This is a genomic window from Alcanivorax sp. NBRC 101098 (genome assembly GCF_001010505.1).
Classification (GTDB): domain Bacteria; phylum Pseudomonadota; class Gammaproteobacteria; order Pseudomonadales; family Alcanivoracaceae; genus Alcanivorax; species Alcanivorax borkumensis.
In genome coordinates this window covers 1,220,827-1,241,680 of record NZ_AP014613.1, presented here as the reverse complement: position 1 = coordinate 1,241,680, position 20,854 = coordinate 1,220,827, and the positions used below count along the sequence as shown (strand labels likewise).

The 20,854-nt window shown below is 55.2% G+C and carries 19 protein-coding genes; 3 read left to right on the top strand and 16 right to left on the bottom strand.

Annotated features, from left to right (window positions below):
- Nucleotides 1-96: 96 nt before the first annotated feature.
- The 3 genes from plsX to AS19_RS05650 form a co-directional block, all read right to left on the bottom strand.
- Nucleotides 97-1,113, bottom strand: a complete 1,017-nt coding sequence (plsX, locus tag AS19_RS05660; RefSeq protein WP_041704922.1) for a phosphate acyltransferase PlsX — start codon at nucleotides 1,111-1,113, stop codon at nucleotides 97-99.
- 217 nt (nucleotides 1,114-1,330) lie between these two features.
- Nucleotides 1,331-1,519, bottom strand: a complete 189-nt coding sequence (gene rpmF, locus AS19_RS05655) for a 50S ribosomal protein L32 (RefSeq protein ID WP_011588350.1) — start codon at nucleotides 1,517-1,519, stop codon at nucleotides 1,331-1,333.
- Nucleotides 1,520-1,552: 33 nt separating this feature from the next.
- Nucleotides 1,553-2,068: a DUF177 domain-containing protein gene (locus AS19_RS05650; protein ID WP_011588349.1), complete on the bottom strand. Its 516-nt coding sequence runs from the start codon at nucleotides 2,066-2,068 to the stop codon at nucleotides 1,553-1,555.
- Between the two features lie 136 nt (nucleotides 2,069-2,204).
- On the opposite strand from AS19_RS05650, the gene AS19_RS05645 reads away from it, so the two are divergent.
- On the top strand, nucleotides 2,205-2,798 hold the full coding sequence (locus AS19_RS05645) for a nucleoside triphosphate pyrophosphatase (protein WP_011588348.1): 594 nt from the start codon (nucleotides 2,205-2,207) through the stop codon (nucleotides 2,796-2,798).
- A gap of 91 nt (nucleotides 2,799-2,889) precedes the next feature.
- On the opposite strand, the gene sppA is transcribed toward AS19_RS05645, so the two are convergent.
- From sppA to AS19_RS05630, 3 genes are read right to left on the bottom strand one after another with little or no spacing between them, the layout of a single operon-like run.
- Complete coding sequence (gene sppA / locus AS19_RS05640; protein WP_011588347.1) at nucleotides 2,890-3,870, bottom strand: signal peptide peptidase SppA; 981 nt, start codon at nucleotides 3,868-3,870, stop codon at nucleotides 2,890-2,892.
- Nucleotides 3,867-4,556: an HAD-IA family hydrolase gene (locus AS19_RS05635; protein ID WP_011588346.1), complete on the bottom strand. Its 690-nt coding sequence runs from the start codon at nucleotides 4,554-4,556 to the stop codon at nucleotides 3,867-3,869. The genes sppA and AS19_RS05635 overlap by 4 nt, the downstream gene beginning before the upstream one ends.
- Nucleotides 4,553-5,506 carry an RluA family pseudouridine synthase gene (locus tag AS19_RS05630; RefSeq protein WP_011588345.1) on the bottom strand — a complete coding sequence of 318 codons (954 nt, stop codon included), beginning with the start codon at nucleotides 5,504-5,506 and terminating at the stop codon, nucleotides 4,553-4,555. The genes AS19_RS05635 and AS19_RS05630 overlap by 4 nt, the downstream gene beginning before the upstream one ends.
- A gap of 622 nt (nucleotides 5,507-6,128) precedes the next feature.
- On the opposite strand from AS19_RS05630, the gene rne reads away from it, so the two are divergent.
- Complete coding sequence (gene rne / locus AS19_RS05625; protein ID WP_011588344.1) at nucleotides 6,129-9,353, top strand: ribonuclease E; 3,225 nt, start codon at nucleotides 6,129-6,131, stop codon at nucleotides 9,351-9,353.
- 101 nt (nucleotides 9,354-9,454) lie between these two features.
- Here the strand turns inward: rne and murB are convergent, their stop codons facing one another.
- The 8 genes from murB to AS19_RS05585 all read right to left on the bottom strand — a co-directional run bounded on the left by murB (nucleotide 9,455) and on the right by AS19_RS05585 (nucleotide 17,927).
- The gene (gene murB, locus AS19_RS05620; protein WP_011588343.1) at nucleotides 9,455-10,498 is read right to left on the bottom strand and encodes a UDP-N-acetylmuramate dehydrogenase; all 1,044 of its coding nucleotides are present in this window, start codon (nucleotides 10,496-10,498) and stop codon (nucleotides 9,455-9,457) included.
- The gene (locus AS19_RS05615; RefSeq protein WP_011588342.1) at nucleotides 10,495-10,968 is read right to left on the bottom strand and encodes a low molecular weight protein-tyrosine-phosphatase; all 474 of its coding nucleotides are present in this window, start codon (nucleotides 10,966-10,968) and stop codon (nucleotides 10,495-10,497) included. The genes murB and AS19_RS05615 overlap by 4 nt, the downstream gene beginning before the upstream one ends.
- On the bottom strand, nucleotides 10,968-11,723 hold the full coding sequence (gene kdsB / locus AS19_RS05610; protein WP_011588341.1) for a 3-deoxy-manno-octulosonate cytidylyltransferase: 756 nt from the start codon (nucleotides 11,721-11,723) through the stop codon (nucleotides 10,968-10,970). Before kdsB ends, AS19_RS05615 begins: the two co-directional genes overlap by 1 nt.
- A gap of 161 nt (nucleotides 11,724-11,884) precedes the next feature.
- The gene (gene lpxK / locus AS19_RS05605) at nucleotides 11,885-12,868 is read right to left on the bottom strand and encodes a tetraacyldisaccharide 4'-kinase (RefSeq protein ID WP_011588340.1); all 984 of its coding nucleotides are present in this window, start codon (nucleotides 12,866-12,868) and stop codon (nucleotides 11,885-11,887) included.
- Between the two features lie 9 nt (nucleotides 12,869-12,877).
- A complete protein-coding gene (gene msbA / locus AS19_RS05600; protein WP_011588339.1) occupies nucleotides 12,878-14,626 on the bottom strand; it encodes a lipid A export permease/ATP-binding protein MsbA in 1,749 nt (582 codons plus the stop codon).
- Complete coding sequence (locus AS19_RS05595) at nucleotides 14,623-15,048, bottom strand: biopolymer transporter ExbD (protein WP_011588338.1); 426 nt, start codon at nucleotides 15,046-15,048, stop codon at nucleotides 14,623-14,625. The genes msbA and AS19_RS05595 overlap by 4 nt, the downstream gene beginning before the upstream one ends.
- Nucleotides 15,045-15,674 carry a MotA/TolQ/ExbB proton channel family protein gene (locus AS19_RS05590; protein ID WP_011588337.1) on the bottom strand — a complete coding sequence of 210 codons (630 nt, stop codon included), beginning with the start codon at nucleotides 15,672-15,674 and terminating at the stop codon, nucleotides 15,045-15,047. Before AS19_RS05590 ends, AS19_RS05595 begins: the two co-directional genes overlap by 4 nt.
- A gap of 30 nt (nucleotides 15,675-15,704) precedes the next feature.
- Entirely contained in the window at nucleotides 15,705-17,927 is a 2,223-nt protein-coding gene (locus AS19_RS05585; protein ID WP_144412627.1) for a DNA internalization-related competence protein ComEC/Rec2, read from the bottom strand.
- A 319-nt stretch (nucleotides 17,928-18,246) separates the two neighbouring features.
- Between AS19_RS05585 and AS19_RS05580 the strand changes: the two genes are divergently transcribed.
- The gene (locus AS19_RS05580) at nucleotides 18,247-18,837 is read left to right on the top strand and encodes a DUF2062 domain-containing protein (RefSeq protein ID WP_011588335.1); all 591 of its coding nucleotides are present in this window, start codon (nucleotides 18,247-18,249) and stop codon (nucleotides 18,835-18,837) included.
- Here AS19_RS05580 and lolD read toward each other — a convergent pair.
- Complete coding sequence (gene lolD, locus AS19_RS05575; protein WP_035458447.1) at nucleotides 18,820-19,506, bottom strand: lipoprotein-releasing ABC transporter ATP-binding protein LolD; 687 nt, start codon at nucleotides 19,504-19,506, stop codon at nucleotides 18,820-18,822. The two genes, AS19_RS05580 and lolD, sit on opposite strands and share 18 nt — an antisense overlap.
- Complete coding sequence (locus AS19_RS05570; RefSeq protein WP_035458449.1) at nucleotides 19,499-20,734, bottom strand: lipoprotein-releasing ABC transporter permease subunit; 1,236 nt, start codon at nucleotides 20,732-20,734, stop codon at nucleotides 19,499-19,501. Before AS19_RS05570 ends, lolD begins: the two co-directional genes overlap by 8 nt.
- Nucleotides 20,735-20,854 lie beyond the last annotated feature (120 nt).

Below are 20,854 nucleotides of genomic sequence, written 5' to 3'. Positions count from 1 at the left end.
CAGGCCGCAGTATGCCGGCTTTCGCTTTCGCTGTCCGGTCAGGCCTGAAACAAAGTATGAATAGACATTCGGGGCCAGCCAGCCCCGACGCATAATTTAGTGAGTGCCGGGCTGACCCAGTGCATCACTAATCAAGGACGGTACGTTACGGCGCGCCTCCAGCTGAGCCACTTCCAGCGCACAGGCAAAACCTTCCTTGCTGGTACCACCGTGGCTCTTCACCACCACGCCACGCAGGCCAACAAGGCTGGCGCCATTATAGTGATCCGGGTCCATGCGCTTTTTGAGCCCAATCAACACCGGCAACGCAAACAAGCCGCATAGTTTGCGCAGCCAGGACTGTTTGATTTCTTGGCGCAACATGTTGCCAATCATTTTGGCTACACCTTCCATGGTTTTTAGCGAGACATTACCAACAAAACCATCACACACCACCACATCGGCCTCGCCTGAAAAGATGCCATTACCTTCCACGAAGCCCACATAGTTGAGACCTTGGGCTTCACGCAACAGCCCTGCCGCCTCCTTAATCTGCTCGTTACCCTTGATGTCTTCTTCACCAATATTCAGTAACGCCACACGAGGATGCTCCACCCCATCAACAGCACGCACCACCGCCTGCCCCATCAAGGCAAACTGCAGCAAGTGCGCGGGCTCTGAATCCACATTGGCGCCTAAGTCGAGCATGTGACAATGGCCATTGGCCGTGGGAATAGCCGTACAAATGGCGGGGCGATCTACCCCGGGAAGGGTTTTCAACACAAAACGGCTCACCGCCATCAAGGCACCAGTATTGCCGGCGCTGACCGCTGCCTGGGCACGCCCTTCCTTGACCATATTGATGGCCACACGCATGGACGAGTCCTTCTTTTGCCGCAGAGCAACGGCGACGGGATCATCCATTGCCACCACTTCCGTGGCTGGCTGAACGGTAATACGCGGGTGATCAGCGATATTAGCCTGAGACAAGGCGCTAGTTAACGGTTCAAGTTGGCCAACCAAGATAATGTGCATGTGCTCATGGCGAGACAGCATGGCTGCCACGGCGGGCACTGTTACGGACAAGCCGTGATCGCCCCCCATGGCATCCACTGCTAGCGTCACAACCGGCATGGGCTGCTTCCTTATATTCAAATTTGGAGGCATTCTGACAAAAAACGTTCGGCGGTAACATATTCTCCGCCTTCAACCACAAATCCACTTACAAAAAATCCTCCCGAAGGAGGATTTCAGTGCGCCACTGAAACTGGGCTGTTACTGCACAATAAGGGCAGCGCAAGGCCAGACCGGCACAGAAAAACGGGAGCCGCAGCTCCCATTTTCATACAACTTATTCGTCGTCAGAATCACCCTGACTGATCACCTGGCGGCCACGGTACATGCCATCCGGAGAAATGTGGTGACGACGGTGCACTTCACCAGTGTTGCTATCTTCAGTCAGCGCAGCGGCAGGCAGCGCATCGTGAGAGCGGCGCATGCCACGCTTTGAACGGGTTTTACGGTTCTTTTGAACAGCCATTTCGAGCTCCTCGGGCGTTTATTCAGCCTGAATTTACTTGCCTTGACCTTTTAATTTGGCCAGCACGGCAAAAGGATTATCCGCGTTTTCGTGTTTCTCAGGTTTACCGCTGTCCTGCGGTAAAGCTGTCGGGCAAGAGTCATGCAGAGCCACCAGTGGCATAGCCAGCAACAGCTCCTCTTCGATTAGATCGGTAAGAACCATGCGTTCTTCGCCAACCAACCAAGGATCCAGTCGCCCCGGCAATGCCTTGGCCTGATCCTCATTCCAAACCAACGCCACATCGATATGGGCAGTAATAGAATAACTCACTGGCTCCAGGCAGCGCTGACATGGCAGCACCAATACGGTGCTAACCTCGCCCTCGATACGCCGATGCCCCTCATCATCACGATCGAACGCCAGCGATATTGCTACTGGCTGGTCCAAGCTATCGCGGTATTCCTGCAGGCGTGGCAGGTCTCCAACGGTAAGCTGGCCTTCAACGATGCGACCTTGATCCGCATATTTGCGAGGATCGAGGAACTGTGGCAGTTGCCCTGAAAACATAAGCGCGCAATTCTAGGGCCGCGAGGCCCCGCTGTCAAAGTTAATGTGAGGCACTAAACACCTGAGTCAACAGGGTTTTTCGTGCGTCATGAAAAAATAATCCTTACACTTGCCCCCGCAAAGCGCGGAGACCCCTATGACTGACCAGACACCTACCCTGTTACTCGCCTCTTCATCGCCGTTTCGGCGCCAACTATTAGACAAGCTGAAACTGGATTTTATCCACCAGAGCCCGGATATCGACGAATCCCGGCATGAGGATGAAAGCCCTACCGCCTTGGTAATGCGCCTGGCCCGGGAAAAAGCGCTGGCCCTCGCAGACCAACACCCGAACACGCTAATTATCGGCTCCGACCAGGTTGCCGTTATTGGCAATCAAGTACTGGGCAAACCCGGCGACCGCGACACCGCTATTCGTCAACTCAGCGCCGCCAGCGGCAAGCGGGTCAGTTTCCTGACGGGTTTGTGCCTGCTCAATACCGCCACTGGCCGTAGCCAAGTGGTCTGTGACCCTTTCCATGTGCAGTTCCGCACCTTGAAACCAGCGCAGATTGAACGCTACGTGGACATCGAACAGCCCCTGAATTGTGCTGGCAGCTTCAAATCCGAGGGCCTCGGCATTGTGCTGTTCAAAGCCTTGGAAGGACGCGACCCGAATACACTGGTAGGCCTGCCTTTAATTATATTAACCGAATTTCTGGCTGCAGAAGGCGTTCAGCTGCCCCTATAACCAGCTGCCTCTATTCTATAAAGGGAAGAGGCGGGAACCGAACGCCCTTGGGGTTTCGGAACGCGTCTCTTCTCGTTTCTCGCCATTATGATTAACGAATCACCGGCGATGCACTCAACCCCAGCTGCGTAGCCACGCCTTCGCCAATGGAAACCCCAAAACGGCGAATAAACTCTTCCATAGGAGAGCGGCTGGCACTGTAGTTGAGCATCTCCTCCTCGCCTACCACTTCGCGAACCACCTGCCCCGGGCTCATTAGTCCATCAATCAGACCCAAATCCATAGCCCGCTCGCCAGTCCAGAACAAGCCGGAAAACAATTCTGGATGCCCATCAACTTTCAACCTATTGCCGCGCCCCTTCTTCACCGCCGCAATAAACTGCTGATGAATATCATCCAGCATGGTTTGTACGTGTTTGCGATGGGCCGGCTTCACCGGTGAAAACGGATCCATCAAATCCTTGTTTTCGCCAGCGGTAAACACACGGCGCTCCACACCCAGTTTGTCGGCCGCCTGCTCCAGCCCAAAGCCAGCCATGATCACGCCAATGGAACCTACAATGCTGGCCGGGTCCGCATAGATTTCATCTGCAGCGGAGGCAATAAAGTACGCCCCAGAGGCACCCACATCGGTAATCGCCGCATACAGTTTCTTTTCCGGGTATTCAGCCCGCAGCCGCTTGATGGCGTTGTACACCTGATTAGATTGTACTGGTGAGCCACCTGGGCTGTTGATTTTCAATAGAACGGCGGTGGTGTTTTCCGCTTCAAAGGCTCTCGTTAAGCCGGTGACGATCAAGTCCGCACTCGCCTCCTGATCCGGCGCAATCACGCCGTTCACATCTACGATCCCCACATGGGCTTCCGCCATGGTCACAGCAGAACCGGTTTTGCCCGGAATCACTATCACCAACAAGGTAAACAGATACACAAAGGTCAGGGCCTTGAAGAAAATACCCCAACGACGGGATTTACGCTGCTCATCTTGGGCCTGGCCCAGTAATTTCTCTATCAGCTTCCATTCCCGCTCATTCTGAGGGGGCTGAGAAGATGGCTGATTATTCATAGTCATACGCTCTCCATTACAAATTCAGACGCTGCCAACCCCACTAGCGGCAACAAATGGTCCAAACGATCGATCACCGCCAAGGGCTCGCATGGGAGCAACTGCTCAACTGGATGCGCACCATAACTCACCCCTATGCGGTCTACCCTAGCAGCACGGGCCATCTCCAGATCATAGGTGGTGTCACCCACCACCACGGCCCGCTCAGCAGGCACTGCCATCGCCTCCAGCAGTTCCAGCACCATGGCTGGGTGCGGCTTAGAATGGCTTTCGTCGGCGCATCTGGAAGCATCAAAATAACGTTCTAGGCCGGTATTGCCCCACACCCTCTGCAACCCCTTGCGACTCTTTCCGGTTGCCACTGCCAGCTTAAGACCCTGCTCACGCAGGTGAATCAAAACCTGCTCAGCAGCCGGATAAAGGGCACTGGGTGTCTGCTCGGCGGCAATAAAATGAAACGCATAACGATCACGCATGGCAACAATGCCAGCATCATCCAGCTGCGGATAGAGTGTAGCGATTGCTTCCGGCAACCCTAGCCCAATAATGCTGCAAACTACCGAATCAGCCAATGACGGCAACGCCATGTCCACCGCTGCCAGCTGCATGCAGCTCACAATGCGCCCCGTGGAATCCATCACTGTGCCGTCCCAATCAAAAATCACCAGGTCGTAGGGGCGAACAACACTCATGGTTTGCTCCTCAGGGCAGTCAAAATGGCCTCGTAGTCATCATCCAGCGGCGCGGTAACCGTCAGCCTTTTACCCGTATTCGGGTGCACAAAAACCAGAGTTCGGGCATGTAAGCAGAGCCGGCGGCGGCCAATTTCAGCCAACAACGCCTCCCCTTTAGCGATGCCGTACTTGCTATCACCCAGCAGTGCAAAGCCCCCAAACTGACTATGCACTCTAATTTGGTGGGTGCGGCCGGTTTCCAGGGTAGCCTCCACCAGCTGCGCCTGAGCAAACCGCTCAAGGAGGCGAAAATGCGTCACAGAGGGTTTGCCCTCACGCGATACTCTGACGATACGCTCATTGCCATTCATCATTTTCAATAAGGGCGCATCCAGCGTGCGCTCCTTACCCTTAAACCCTTGGCAGAGAAGCCAGTAACGTTTTTCAATCTGGCCGCCCTGCATCAAGCGCTGCAGTTTACGCAGAAACGAGCGCCGACGGGCCACCATGATCAAACCACTGGTATCGCGATCCAGTCGGTGCACCAGCTCCAGCTCCCGCTCTTGCGGGAACATCACCCGCAACGCTTCAATCAAGCCCAGGCTGACGCCACTGCCTCCATGCACCGCTAAGCCCGCAGGTTTATTAAAAACAAATAACTGATCATCTTCATAGACACAGGCCCGGCGCAGACGCTCAGCCAAGCCCTCACTCACCGCCGCAGGCGCGGTGGAGTCACTGGTGCGAATGGGCGGGACACGCACCACATCGCCAGTACACAGTCGGGTGGTCTGCTTGGCTCGCCCCTTGTTAACCCGCACCTCTCCGGACCGGATAATCCGGTAAACTCGAGACTTGGGCACACCTTTAAGGTGAGTAAACAAGAAATTATCCAGGCGCTGACCGTGCCGGCCTTCATCAATGGTGACAAACGTCACCCTGTTCGCTGCGGGGGTATCTTCTGACATGGCGCGATTCTAAGCGCGATCGGAGGAAATGTCTGCATCTGACCAAGCGATACCAGCAATCTATCTGATTGATCCCACTGGCCTTTTATTGCTATAGTCAAGCGTCGACCTGAAATAGGCAACGGTGACGCGCAGCGAACATTCGCCGTTCGGCCCTCTCCGGCTACAGCCGATGAAGACAGAGCCCGCCACACGGTCACAGAAAAAGCGTCAGGCCCACCTTCCACACGGGAAATACCCTATACGGAACTGGGCTTACGCTGCAGAAGACCCATTTACAGCGCCCGAAAACGGGCCCTGAACATTAACGATGGTGGCCTGCAGCGCTGGTCAAACGACCTGGAAAACAGACAGACAAGAGTTTACACATTGCTGTGTGATGATAACCACGGCAATCGCGTGAAGCATTACAGACTGGCCAACTGCCAGCATGATTACGCACTAAACATTGCACACAACTCGGAGAGCCGCTAACTCAGGCAATACGATCACCAAGGAAAGCGATCCACACGCTCAGCGTGCGCCCGCCCTACCCGTGACATGCCTGCCACAGCACTCCCCTTGGTCTGCTACCGGTTATACCCGGCCCTGCCTCATGCCACCACAAACTTGTGGTAACACCATGAAACGTATGCTTATTAACGCCACTCACCCTGAAGAAGTACGGGTGGCACTGGTCGACGGACAACGTCTGTATGACCTGGATATCGAACACCGCACGCGGGAACAAAAAAAAGCCAACATTTATAAAGGCAAGATCACCCGGGTAGAACCGTCCCTGGAAGCCGCCTTTGTGGATTTTGGCGCAGAGCGCCATGGCTTTCTTCCCCTCAAAGAAATTTCCCGCCAGTACTTCCAAAAAGATCCCAAGGACATCCAGGGCCGCATTAACATCAAGGAAGTCATCAAGGAAGGCCAAGAAGTTATTGTCCAGGTGGCCAAAGAAGAGCGGGGCAACAAAGGCGCCGCCCTCACCACCTTTATTAGCTTGGCGGGTCGCTATTTGGTGCTAATGCCCAATAATCCTCGCGCCGGCGGCATTTCCCGCCGTATCGAAGGGGAAGAGCGGGCTCAGCTGAAAGAAGCCCTAGGCGCCCTGAACATCCCCGACGAAATGGGGGTTATCGTGCGCACCGCTGGGCTGGGCCGCAGTGCTGAGGAATTACAGTGGGACCTGAACTACCTACTGAAACTGTGGACCTCCATCGACGATGCCTCACAGGATCGCAAGGCACCTTTCCTGATCTATCAGGAATCCAACGTTATCATCCGCGCCATTCGTGACTACTTGCGCAAAGATATCGGCGAAGTCCTGATCGATTCCAAGAAAGTTTATGATGAAGCCCAAGGTTTCGTTCAGCAGGTAATGCAGGACTTCCAGCACAAAATCAAACTGTACGACGACGAAACCCCACTGTTCTCCCGTTTCCAGATTGAGTCTCAAATCGAAACCGCCTTTGAGCGGGAAGTGAAGTTACCCTCCGGTGGCTCAATCGTGATCGACCCGACAGAGGCCTTGGTGTCCATCGACATCAACTCCTCCCGCGCCACCAAAGGCGCAGACATCGAAGAGACCGCTCTGCAGACCAACCTGGAAGCGGCGGAAGAAATTGCCCGCCAGCTGCGCCTGCGTGATATCGGCGGCCTGATCGTGGTGGATTTCATCGACATGGGCCCGGCACGCAACCAGCGCGACGTGGAAAATCGCATGCGCGATGCCCTGGAAGCAGACCGTGCCCGCATCCAGTTAGGCCGCATCTCCCGGTTTGGTTTATTGGAGCTGTCCCGTCAGCGCCTGCGCCCGAGCCTGGGTGAAACGTCCAGTATCGTTTGTCCGCGTTGTGATGGCCAAGGCCACATCCGTGATGTGAAGTCCCTGGCGCTGAGCATCCTTCGTCTTATCGAAGAAGAAGTGATGAAAGAGCGCACCGGCGAAATCCAAGCCCAAGTACCAGTAGCCGTGGCCACCTACCTACTCAATGAAAAGCGTGATCCGCTACGCGCCATTGAGAAGAACCACAAAGTGCGGGTAGTCATTATCCCCAACCAGAACCTGGACACGCCCCACTTTGAAGTGGAACGCATCCGAGATGACCAAACGTCCACCCAGCTGAGCCATGAGATGGATCTGCTGGAAGGCACCAAGGATGCAGATATTGCTTCCGCTCAAGACACTGAAATTAAAACCCAAGAGCCGGCCGTCAGACTAATGGCACCGGATACTGCCCCGCCGCCGCCCAAACCGGTCGTCGCGGCCCCGACTGCGCAAGTGCAAAATCTGGGATTGCTTGCCCGCCTATTCTCTTGGTTGGCTCAAGTGTTCACCGCCGAACCCAAACCAGCCAAGGCGAAGAAAGACGCCCCCCAACGCAAAAGCGACAACAAGCCTCGCCAGCAACAAAACAATCGTGGCCGTGGCGGCAACAACCGCAACGACAGTAATAACAGCGATAACCGCGCTAAGAACGATAACCGCAACAAGCGTGATGGCGGCAAAGCCGGTGATAACGACAATCGCAACACCCGCAACAAGCGTCAAAACGACAAAGATAGCGGTCGCAAGAATGATAACCGTCAAGCGGACAATCGCGCTGCCGACAACCGCAACGATGGCCGAGCCGATACCAAGGATGACGGCAACCGTAACGAGCGCCGTGGTCGCAATGACAACCGTCGTAACAATCGCAACAACGACAGCCGTGGCGAAGGTCGCAATGACAACCGAAACGGTAACCGTAACGACAACAAGCCTGATAGCAAGGTAAGCGAAGGAGCCAAGCCGCGCACCCGTAAACAGGATAACGCCGCTGATGGTGCTGACAGCAAAAGCAGCGACAAGGGCCCGAAAGCCCCCCGCCGCACCGATGCCAAGGACAACCGTCCCTTGCGCGAGCGACAGCGCCCCAACAAAGCTAACAACAGCGATGGTGGCGTAGCTCAACCGGCCAAAGCTCAGCGCACTGCGGCCCCTAAGCCGCCACGCAACGAACAGCCGGCACCTGTGGATGACGAAGGTCACCCGGCGACCAAGCTGGTACCGGCGCAGGAACCTTCCGCACAAGCGAAGCGCGACGATACCCCCAAAAAGGCAGCGACAGACAAGACGGCACCGCTCAACGAGCAATCACCCGTTACCAACCAACCGCAAGCCGCAGCTGAACCGAAGCAGGAACAAACCGTTGCTCCGGCCAAGGTACAGCAACCTGCTGCTGAACAACCGCCCGTCACCAAAGCCCCGGTTGCGCAAACCACCGCCGCACCAAAAGTCGAGGACGACAAACCCGCCAGCGCTCAGCCCACAGCCAGCGACACCACCACCGCTGCTCCGGCGCAGGAACAACCGACCCCGACCGCCGACAGCACGCCTCAGCAGCCCAAAGCTGATACCCCCAAAGCGGCCAGCACTGACGACAAGCCGGCGCCCTCTGCGCCACAGCAAGCGGCAACCACCAACGCCGCTCCAGTAGCCGCTCAACCGGCAACAGCCGCACCGACCCAAACTCCAGCTCCGGCCAAGCCAGCTGAAGAAAATAAGTCAGAGGAAAAACCGGTCACCGCCGAGCCGGCAGCACCAAGCCGTGCCAGCAATGACCCGCGCTCTCCAGGCTACAAACCTACCCCTGTCGCTCCGGCGCCCAAGGTAGAAGAAAAGCCCAAACCAGCACCGGCCAGCAATGAGCTACCCAGCCGTGCCACCGAAGTGAAAGCCGTCAAAGCAGAAGCTAAGCCGGCCGCCGCGGAACAGGGCCGAGCCAGCAACGACCCGCGCCAACGCCGCCGTGAGCAGCTCGCTGCTCAGGAAGCCACTGCCAAGGCGCAACAAACGGAATCTCCTTCAGACGACTGAGGAAATCCCACCCACAAAAAAGCCCGCTTTATAGCGGGCTTTTTTGTGGGTCCATTCTTTGCTCCAGCTATAATATGCTGGAATTAACCACCGCCATGCCTCTATGGCAACAACACTGGCTCCTGTTCTAGCGCAACACCAAATTTCTCCTGCACATCAGCACACACAGCCTCTGCCAACGCAATGACATCCGCACTGGTAGCATTACCGTGATTGACCAACACCAGCGCTTGCTCGCTATGCATACCAACTGGTCCCAACCGTTTTCCCTTCCAGCCGGCCTGCTCGATTAACCATCCTGCTGCCAGCTTCACACCATCCGGTTGCGTATACGCCACCAAATCCGCAAAGCGCCTCTTTAACGCATCCCCCCGCTCTTTTGTTACCACCGGGTTTTTAAAAAAACTCCCTGCGTTAGCCAACACATCAGGAGCCGGCAGCTTACTCTGGCGCACCGCAATCACATGCTCGCGAACCGCGGCGGGGAGAATATCTGCTTGCGACAAGTGCCCAAAGCGGGCCTTAAGCGGCCCGTAACTCACATTACACTGCGGCATTTTATTCAGACGCAGCTCAATGCCGGTAATGATATAACGGCCACGGTCTCGGCTTTTGAAACGGCTATCGCGATAAGCAAATTCACATTCATTGCCAGCAAAGTGCGTTACTTGAGCGGTAACCACATCCATCACCGTCACCTGCTCAAGCAACTGTGACAGCTCTACACCATAGGCGCCAATATTCTGAAAAGGCGCAGCCCCTACCGTGCCGGGAATCAGAGATAAGTTTTCCAACCCCTGCCAACCCTGCTCCACGGTCCAGGCCACCAAATCATCCCAATGCACACCCGCGCCCGCAGCGACCCACACATGCGTATTATCTTGCTTAACCAGGGACATGCCATCGATTGCTAAGCTTAACGTCAAGCCCGGCAGATCAGAGCAAATCACCAAATTACTGCCTTCGCCGATCACAAAAAGCGGCTCAGCGGGATTTCGCTCTGCCAAGACCTGAGACAACGCATCCAAAGTAGTCGGACGAGCTAAACGTTGAGCCCGGGCCGGCAGGCCTAGGGTGTTCAGCCCCGTCAAATCCGCATCATCAATCTGTGTGAAAGTGTGGGTTGGTGGTACCGACTCGCTCACAGCTGCTCCCGCACACGGCGCAACAATCCATCGGCACCCTCTTCAATCAAGTCCAACACCGTGTCGAAACCGTCTTCGCCGCCATAATAAGGATCGGGCACTTCCTGCACCCCAGTGTGGTCTGCAAAATCCAAAAACCGCGCGAGAGTTCCTTGGTACGATGCCGGGCGCATAACCTCAAGATCCGCTAGGTTGGCGTTATCCATGGCCAACACCCAATCAAAGTTGGCAAAGTCCGCAGGACTGACCTGCCGTGCTCGCAAAGCCGCCATTGAATATCCTCGCCGCAAAGCCGCCTCTTGAGTACGCGGGTCCGGCGCCTTACCGATATGCCAATCACCGGTTCCAACGCTATCTATGTGAATACGGTCCTCAAGCCCAGCTGCCTTCACTCGCGTCCGAAAAACCACTTCAGCGGTAGGCGAACGGCAAATATTCCCGAGACAAACAAATAACACAGACACGCTCATTATTGGCCTCCCAGCTGGGCTCGCAAACGTTCAAGATCCGTCTGTGTATCCACACCGCCAGGAACCACTTCACAGGCAGGCTCCACATGAATCGCTACCCCATTGGCCATAGCGCGGAGCTGCTCCAAAGACTCCAGCTTCTCCAGTGTCGCCGGCTGCCATTGCACATACTGATGCAAAAAAGCTACCCGATATGCATAAATGCCGATATGCCTCCACCACTGCCCACCCGACAAATCTTGTTGGCCATCGGCAAAGGCATCACGGTGCCAAGGCACCGGCGCTCGGGAAAAATATAATGCCTTGCCCCTATTATCGAAGACGGCTTTCACCACATTAGGATTAAATAGGTCATCAGAATTTTCGATGGCTTCACACAGGGTCGCCATCTGGCAGTCCGGGTTCGCCGCCAGGTTTGCCGCCACTTGATTGATCACCGCAGGGGGGATTAACGGCTCGTCACCCTGTACATTGACGATAATGTCGTCGTCGGCCAAGGCAAGTTTTGTAGCCACCTCTTGAAGACGATCTGTCCCAGAAGGATGATCCTCTCGCGTCATAACCACGGGCACGGTGTCACCCAGCACATCGGCAATACGACGATCGTCGGTAGCCACATAAATCTGATCAGCATCACTTTGCTGGCAGCGCTGCGCCACCCGCTCCACCATGGTTTTCCCGGCAATATCCGCCAACGGCTTGCCCGGCAAACGGGTAGACGCATACCGTGCCGGCACAACTACGTAAAAGCTCATTGAAACCTCGTCATTATCACAAGCTCCAAGCATTAAGCCACAACACTCGCAAAGGCCTATCGTTTCTTAAGCTTCGTGGGTCTCGCCCAAGGATTGAGCACGGACTGCGTACTTCAAATTAAAAACAAAAGCTAAGGCCCATTGCAGCATGAAGCTTGTCGCTATTCTTTTCCTAGCGCTCGGTCGAGCATCTGGTCCAGCAAGCCTTCCGGCAAACTCGCAGTGACCGGAACAAACCACCAGTGGGGCTCGGCGAAAGGTGCGCACTTCACCGCATCCTTTTCCGTCATCAAAACCGGCAACCCATCAGTAAATGCCAGATCCGCCGGCTGGTAGGCATGATGATCAGGGAAAACGTGAGGCGTGGCACTTAGACCGAGAATACTGAGCAGGTTAAAAAACCGCTTGGGATTACCGATACCGGCGACCGCATGAACCTGGGGATGAAGACGCAGAAAATCATCAGGCGTCAGGGTACGGTTATCGGCCAGACAGGTGACCCCTGAAGGGCGCATAATCATCGGATAAGCCCCGGCCCAGCCACCGCCAGTGCTGATAACGAAATCCACTTCCTTGAGCCTGGTGGCAGGCTCTCTTAATGGCCCCTCCGGCAAACAACGCCCATTACCCAGACCGCGTTGAGCATCCACGACCACCACTTCGGCGCTGCGCGGCAGGGCATAATGCTGCAAGCCATCATCGCTGATCACCAAATCCGGGGCGTATTCACGGATAGCCACATCCAGGGCATTACGACGATCAGGATCCAGCACCACCGGAACGCCCGTACGGCGAGCAATCAACACAGGTTCATCGCCCATATCCAAGGCATCGCTGCTAGCGGTTACATGCTGAGGGTAATGGTTAGTTTTACCCGCAAACCCGCGCGATACGACTGCTACCTTTAATCCCCTGGAGCGGGCAGCCTCTACCAGAGCGATTACCAACGGGGTTTTGCCTGTCCCCCCCACAGTGATATTACCCACCACCAATACCGGCACAGGAGGACGCGGTCGCTGTTTTCTGAACCGTTGTAGCCGGCGCCTAGCTTCAAACGACACCAGTGCCGACAAAGGCCGTAGTGGAACCAGCCAGGGACTGCCCTTATACCAACCCTGTTGAACCCATTCGCTCAGTGACCCCATGTCGCCCGATTACTCCTCGGAAAAGTTCATCCGGTACATTTGCGTATACAGCCCGTTTTTTTCCAGTAATTGCTGGTGGGAACCCTGCTCAATCAACTGGCCTTGATCAAGCACCATAATGCGATCCGCTTTTTCAATGGTAGACAGGCGATGGGCAATGACCAAGGTAGTGCGGCCTTGCATCACCTGCTCCAGCGCCTGCTGGATATGGTGTTCGGACTCAGAGTCCAGTGCACTGGTCGCTTCGTCAAGAATCAAAACCGGGGCATCCTTGAGCAACGCCCGCGCAATCGCAATGCGCTGACGCTGACCACCGGACAATTGCACACCGTCTTGGCCCAACAAGGTATCCAAGCCATGTTCAAGCTGCTCAATAAAGGACCAGGCATGGGCGTCCTTTGCTGCTTTTATGATGGACGCATCGTCTGAGCTGCGTAGCTCACCGTAGGCAATATTGTTACGCACGCTGTCGTTAAACAGAACAACTCGCTGACTCACCATCGCAATCTGGTTTCTCAACTCGCTCAGCTGATACTCCTGCAAGGGAATACCATCAAGTAAAATACGGCCTTGGTCTGGATCAAAAAAGCGCGGCAGCATCGCGCTAATGGTACTTTTGCCTGCTCCGGAGCGCCCCACCAGCGCCACAGTTTCCCCGGCCTTGATCGCAAAGTTGAGCTGACGCACCACCGGTGAGGCCGGATCATAACCAAAGCTCACCCCTTCAAAGTCGATATTGCCGTCAACCTTGGTCGCTACAGTATAGGTACCCGTATCCGTTTCCTGCTCAGTATCAAGCAGCTCAAACAGACTGGCAGCACCGGTGACACCGCGCTGAACCTTCACATTCACATCCGTGAGCTGCTTGAGCGGTTTTTGGATCATGCCGGCAGCGGTGATATAAGACAGAAAGCCCCCCACCGTAAGATCTTCGCCCATCAGGTGAATATACAAATAAGTAATGAAGCCAATACCCACCGCCACAAACAATTGCACGATCACCGTGCTTGCGATCTTGCTAGCGTTGAGTTTCACGTTCTGTTTGGCAAAGCTACGACTTACGTTATGAAAACGGTCTGCCTCCTGAGCCTGGCCACCAAAAATTTTCACCTCGCCACTGCCTTCAATGGCCTCACCCAAAAAGTGAGTAATGTTAGCCATGGAAGACTGAATACGACGGCTAATTTTCCTGAACCGTTTACTGGTGATATTCATCACCAGTGCAATCAGAGGAACCACTGTCACCAGAATTAACGTCAGCTTCCAGTTCTGCCATAGCAGAAAACTGAACAGCCCTATCACCGTCAGACCTTCGCGAATAATCACGATGATTGCATCCGTACCGGCACTGGTGACCTGCTGGGCATCGAAGATAATCTTCGACATGATGCGCCCGGAAGCGTTGCGATGGTATTCCGACTGGGGAAGTTTCAGAACATGCTCGAACACATCATTGCGCAATACGTAGACGATTTGTTGAGCTACCCAGTTCATGGAATAACTGCCCATGAACTGGCCAAGCCCTTGGAAGAGCACCAGCACTAAAGGAGCAATAGAGACGATCAAGACCCGCGCATCGGTTGGGTTAACAATGGTATCCCCAAGATACCCTGCCAGCTGGGCAGCCCCGGCTTGCGCGCCGGCATATAACGCATAGCCAATAACGCTGATAACCAGCATAAACCAGTAAGGACGAACATAACTCAGTAGCCGCTTGTAGGTTGGCCACACGTCCTCAGGGGGAATAGGTTGACTCATTGTGCCTCGTTAGGAGATTCGCGAGTGGTGAGCGATAGCTTAACAAAACCCAGTTGCCCGGCCACGTCATAAACACGCACGACCGCTTGATAGGCCACATTGGCATCCGCGTAAATTTGTAAGGGGTAGTTCACTTTATCCTGGCCTAGCCGTAACAATGCAGTGCGTAGGCTATTGCTGTCACTGGCAGTAAGCCTCTCACCGTTCACCAAGTAATCGCCGGTGGAGGTAATGGTCACTTCAACCTGATCATTTATCTGCGCTAAGGGAACCCCGTCCGCTTCCGGCAGGGTAATCGACAGTTGCGTTTTATCATCGAACGTCGTCGATACCATGAAAAAAATTAGCAGCAAAAACACCACATCAATCAAAGGTGTTAGGTTAACGCTAATTTCCTCCTGGCTGGGCCGGGGAAATTTCACGCCTTGTCCCCCGGTTCTGCCTCACGATCACCGTGCACCAGATCCACCACGTGAACAGCGCTTTGCTCCAACTCAACAGTGATTTCTTCCACCCGACGTACAAAGAAGCGATGAAAGAAAATGGCCGGAATCGCTACAACCAAGCCCGCAGCAGTGGTCAACAATGCTTGAGAAATACCGCCAGCCAACTGTGCCGCATCACCGGTACCGTGGATCATGATGGCCGCAAACACATCGATCATCCCGACCACGGTACCAAGCAACCCTAGCAATGGGGTAATGGCCGCAATAGACCCCAGCGTGCTGAGAAATTTTTCCAGTTCATGCACCACTCCCGTGGCACTTTCCTGAATACTTTCTTTCATGATTTCGCGACCATGTCGGGCATTGGCCAAGCCAGTGGCCAGAATACGCCCTAGCGGTGAGCTGTCACGCAATTTTACCAGGTTGCTCTCGTTGAGCAGACCGCGCTTGAGCAACGCCTGCACTTGGGGCACGGTGTCCGCCGGTGCCAATTTACTGGGCCGCAAGGTCCAGAAGCGCTCTACCACAATAGCCAACGCCACCACCGAACAGATCAAGATCGGAAGCATCATCCAGCCTCCGGACTGCACAAGATCCTGCACCTTAACTTCTCCCCATTCGCACAAATCACATTACCAGAGACGCCAAACGGCCGGCCCATGCCAAGGCCGGGCATACGCTTGCCGCCATTTTGTTATAAGCCGGACATTATCTGCGCCCCCCTGCCGAAACACAATCATGCCATCTCTGTCGGTACGCAGAACGGTGATGCCAGCGCTATCCAGCCGACCCAACACCGCTGGATGAGGATGATTAAACCGGTTCCGGTAACCCGCACTGACGATAGCAAAGCGCGGCTGTAACTGCCGCAGTAGCGCGGCGCTAGTACTGGACTGACTTCCATGGTGCCCCAACACCAGCAGGTCCACCGAAGGCAACGTTCCAAGCAAATGATATTCCTGCTGAACGCCAATATCTCCGGGCAGCAACACGGACCCAAAGGGACCATCGACATGCAATACACAACTGGCCGCATTACTCTTTAGACCCGTTTCTCGGGGCCACAGTACCGTGAACGAGACGCCATCCCACGACCAACGATCCCCCGCCCGACAAAAATGGCTACCGGGTACTCGATGCGGCTCACCACTGAATAAGGCAACCGCAGACGGCAAGTCTACCAAGCCACCAGCATGATCATTGTCACCATGACTAATCAGCATGCGATCCACCTTCTGCCCCGTGACAGACAGCCACGGTGATATGCTCTGTGCCGCAACACTGCCACCCGGCCAGGACGGCCCAGCGTCATAGATCAGCAAATGCTCGCGGGTTCGTATTGCCACCGCTAGCCCCTGCCCCACATCGAAAGCTGTCAGCGACCACTCCCCCGACGCCAGAGGCTCTGGTTGCTGTGTCAGCCAGGGTAATAGACAGAACGGCAACAATCGTCTGGGAAAAGGAACAAATGGCATCAGCAGAAGCATCAAGCCAAACATCAACACAATGCCCGACACTGTAGAAGGAAGCATGAGCCATGACGGTATCCCCTGGTTCGCCAACCAAGTCATCACCCACACAGACAATTCCACGCCTGTCGCAGCCGCTTGCAGCAACCAAGTTTGGTCCAGCAACGCCCCGAGCAAGGCTGCCGGGATGACCAACACAGTGTATAAGGGAACCAATATAAGATTGGCCAGCGGTGCGCTGGGTGTCCATTGATGAAACAACCCAGCGCTGGCCATCGTCATTACCACAGGCAGCAGTATGATTAACCGCCAAGAACCATGACTGCGGGTTAACATGGCAATAAATGCCACCGCCCCGAAGGATAACCACAGGCTTTCTGACAGCGCCGCCAGCGGCATGATCATGAGTACCACCAGCAAGGCCAACGCCAATGCTCGCCCCAGCGAAATCGGCACTCGCCACCACTGCGCCAACGCCACCACTATCAGCATGACCAATGCCCGCACCGTAGGAAGGCTAAATCCCGCCAATGCGGCATACCCCGTTGCCGCTAATAGAGCTGGCACCCAAGCCAGATGCTGCTGAGAGTATCGCCGCAATACCGGCATCAACGCCTGAAGAACCGGGGCAAACACCACCCGGCCCAACCACCAGAACCAGCCGGCCACAATAGCGATATGCAGGCCGGAAATAGCCAATAGATGGGCGCCTCCCGTTACCTGGAAGGCTTGCCACAGCGACGCCTCCAGCCCGGAGCGATTGCCAACGATCAGAGCAGGAAGTACTGCTTGGCCTAGGGGCGAACCACTGACCCGCTCCTCCACACGGTAAGACAACTGCTCACGCCAGGCAGCAATACCGCGGTTATTCCCCTCCACTGATATCTGCTTAAGGGTACCGCGGGCATCTATCCCCGCGGAGAGGTCAGAACGGCTGCGATCAGGACCGAAGCGGTTGTACAGGCCACGCGGCACCTTCAGTTCCGCCGTTAGCCTCACCCGATCGCCCGCACCCAGCAGCACAGGCGGCGCATAGCTATTAAGCACGACTTGGTGCTTTCCAGGCCACTCCTCGCTTCCCCACACCAAAAAAAGTATTTGCTGGCGCCATTGCCAGCGACCAAAACGAAACTCACGATGAGTCACCGGGACATCCACTACTTCGCCCTGCAGGCTAACTACGGCCCGATCCTGATCAGCAGGCAGACGCTTTATCAATCCTATATTCAGCTGCCAAACGCCAAAACCGTAACCAATTATTAACCACACAAGCCACAGGGCCCGACAGCGCCACATCCCAGCCGCTGCAACAACCGCTAACACCAGTAGTGGCCACAATACACCCAGCCAGCAACCCGCCACGATAGCGGCGGTCGTTAACCACATTCGCATCCTTGCTCCGCGGTTTTATCTATCACAACCCCATGTAAACGGCGAAATCAGCGCTGCTATAGGAACAACAATTCCTTTCCTCGCCTTTGTGGCAGTATGCCTTCTTTAATGATGCGGGCATAATAGCGCCCGCGGGAACAAGAAGAGATCACCCATACCTTCTTAATCCCACTTTTTCCCGGCGATGTCAGGCTCGAACGTACCGGGCATAGCACCAAACTGGTAGAGTGCCTTCATCGGCAGCCAGATACCGCTGTCATGAAAGCACCGGGGCTACACATGTGCTCCCGATTCAGCCAGTAGATGCGAGTTAATGCCAAAACGGATATTCCGCAAATACCTGCCAACACCCGAACGTATTCGACAAACCAAGTCGTTGAGTTTTCTCGGGGAAGTGCTATCGGACCCAAACCTTTGGCACATTAACCGTCGTTCACTGGCCGGCGCAGCCTTTATCGGTATCTTCTCCGGTCTGTTACCTATCCCCCTGCAAATGGGGTTGGCCGCCCTGTTGGCGGTGCGCTTCCACTGCAACCTGCCGCTTTCGATTATGCTGGTATGGATTTCCAATCCAGTGACTTATGTGCCGATTTTCTATTTCACCTACCGCATTGGCGCCTGGCTGCTGGGAATGCCGCCCCACAGCGGTGAAGGCATCACCGTCGCCTGGTTTGTGGAACAGCTCATCCCATTATGGGTAGGTTCAATGCTATGCGCATTCGGGTTTGGCGGATTAGCGTACATGGCAGTAAAAGTCAGCTGGCGGCTAGCTGTAATTCGAAGTTGGAATCTACGCGCGCACCGGCGCGCACGGGCTCAGCGCCGTGACGCGCGATTAGAAGCCAAAGAAGAGAAAAAAAACGAAACCAACGAGCCTCGCGGCGGTTCAGAGCCGCCGCAGTAACCCATCGTGTAGCTCGTATTGTTGCGGGCAGCGGGCGGCAAACTCCCTGTCGTGGGTCACGATCATGAACGCCGTGCCCAGTTTTTCATTTAATTCGATCATCAGGGCTTGCACCTGCGCTGCCGTTCGCTCATCCAGGTTACCAGTGGGCTCATCTGCCATTACCAGCGCAGGCTCTGTCACCAGTGCACGAGCAATGGCCACCCGCTGACGCTCACCACCGCTTAACGCCGAAGGCTTGTGTTTGAGACGGGGGCCCAGCCCCACCCGCTCAAGAATCTCGGCGGAACGAGCCTGACAATCCGACGGCTTGTCTCCACGGATCAATAATGGCATAGCCACATTTTCCAGCGCGGTAAACTCAGGCAGAAGATGGTGAAACTGGTAGACGAATCCCAAGTAGCGGTTACGTAGTCGACCGGTTTCCCGGTCGTTCAACGACGCCACTGAGGTACCCGCAATGGCCACAGAACCTCGGGTCGCATGATCAAGCCCACCCAATAGATTCAACAAGGTGGATTTGCCAGAACCGGAGGCACCAATAATCGCCAGGATGTCGCCTTTATTTACGGTCAACTCCACACCGCGCAATACTTCCAGCTCGTTGTCACCCTCTTCATAAGCCTTGACCAGCTTCTTTGCTTGCAGAACAGGCGTTGAATTATTCATAGCGCAACGCCTCTGCCGGTTGCACCCGGCTGGCACGCCAGGAAGGATAAAGGGTGGCCGAAAAGCTGATAAACAATGCGATACTTACAATAGTGCCCACATCAGACCACTGCAGCTCGGACGGCAGATAATTCACAAAATAGGCATCAAATAAACGAGTGTTAAAGGTTTTTTCCACCCACTCGGCAATATTGCTCACATTGGTGGCCAGCAACACACCCAGCACCGTACCTAACAACGTCCCGGCCACACCAATCAAGGTACCTTGCACCATGAAAATACGCATGATGGTGCCCGGTGAGGCTCCCAACGTACGCAATACCGCAATATTGCCGCGTTTCTCGGTTACCAACATGACCTGGCTGGATATGATGTTGAAGGCCGCCACCGCCACAATAAAACTAAGCAATAGCGTCATCATGGTTTTTTCCATCTTGATGGCTTGGAAAAGGTTACCGTGGCTTCTCGTCCAGTCACTAGTGTAATAATTCGGCCCCAGTTCCTGCTGTAGCGTCCAACCCAGATTCGATGCACTGAACAGATCATTCAGTTTCAACCGCACGCCCTGCACCGTGCCCGCCTGACGGGCCAGCTTGGCCGCATCCGCCACATTCACATAGGCATACAGGGAATCCACTTCCGCCCGCACCCGGAAAATACCGGTAACGGTAAAGCGCTTAAATCGGGGCATCACCCCTGCGGGTGAAATGGTGGCCTCCGGCAGCACCAGGGTTATCTTGTCCCCCAACTGCGCATCCAACCGCCGTGCCAAGCCATAGCCCAGTACCACATCGAATTCACCTGACTCTAAGCTATCCAGCTCGCCTTGGTGCATAAAGTCACCAACGATGGACACCTTTCGCTCGGCCTCCGGGTCAATCCCGTTAATTAACGCTCCGGCCACATTGCCACGGTGAGTTAGCATGCCTTCAAGCTGCACAAACGGCGCGACCGCTTCAATCTGGTCGTGGTGATCCAACCGGTTGGCCAACGCCTGCCAATCCTGTACTGGCTCGCGGCCATGCACGGACAGATGCGTCACCATGCCCAAAATGCGGGTCTGCAACTCACGATCAAAGCCATTCATGACTGAAAGCACCGTTATCAGCACCGCTACGCCCAACATCAGGCCTAGTGCCGAAATCAGTGTAATCACCGAAATAAAACTGTTGCGGGCACGGGCGCCGGTATAGCGCAGCCCCACATAGAAAGATAGTGGTCGAAACATGCAGCGCATTTAACCCGAAACCCGAGGCAAATACTACGCCCACCGGCACAAACGCCTCGGCACGCCGCTTTGTGATCGGTGTCAGCGTTCACCAGCTAGCAAAATGGTTGAATAAGCCTA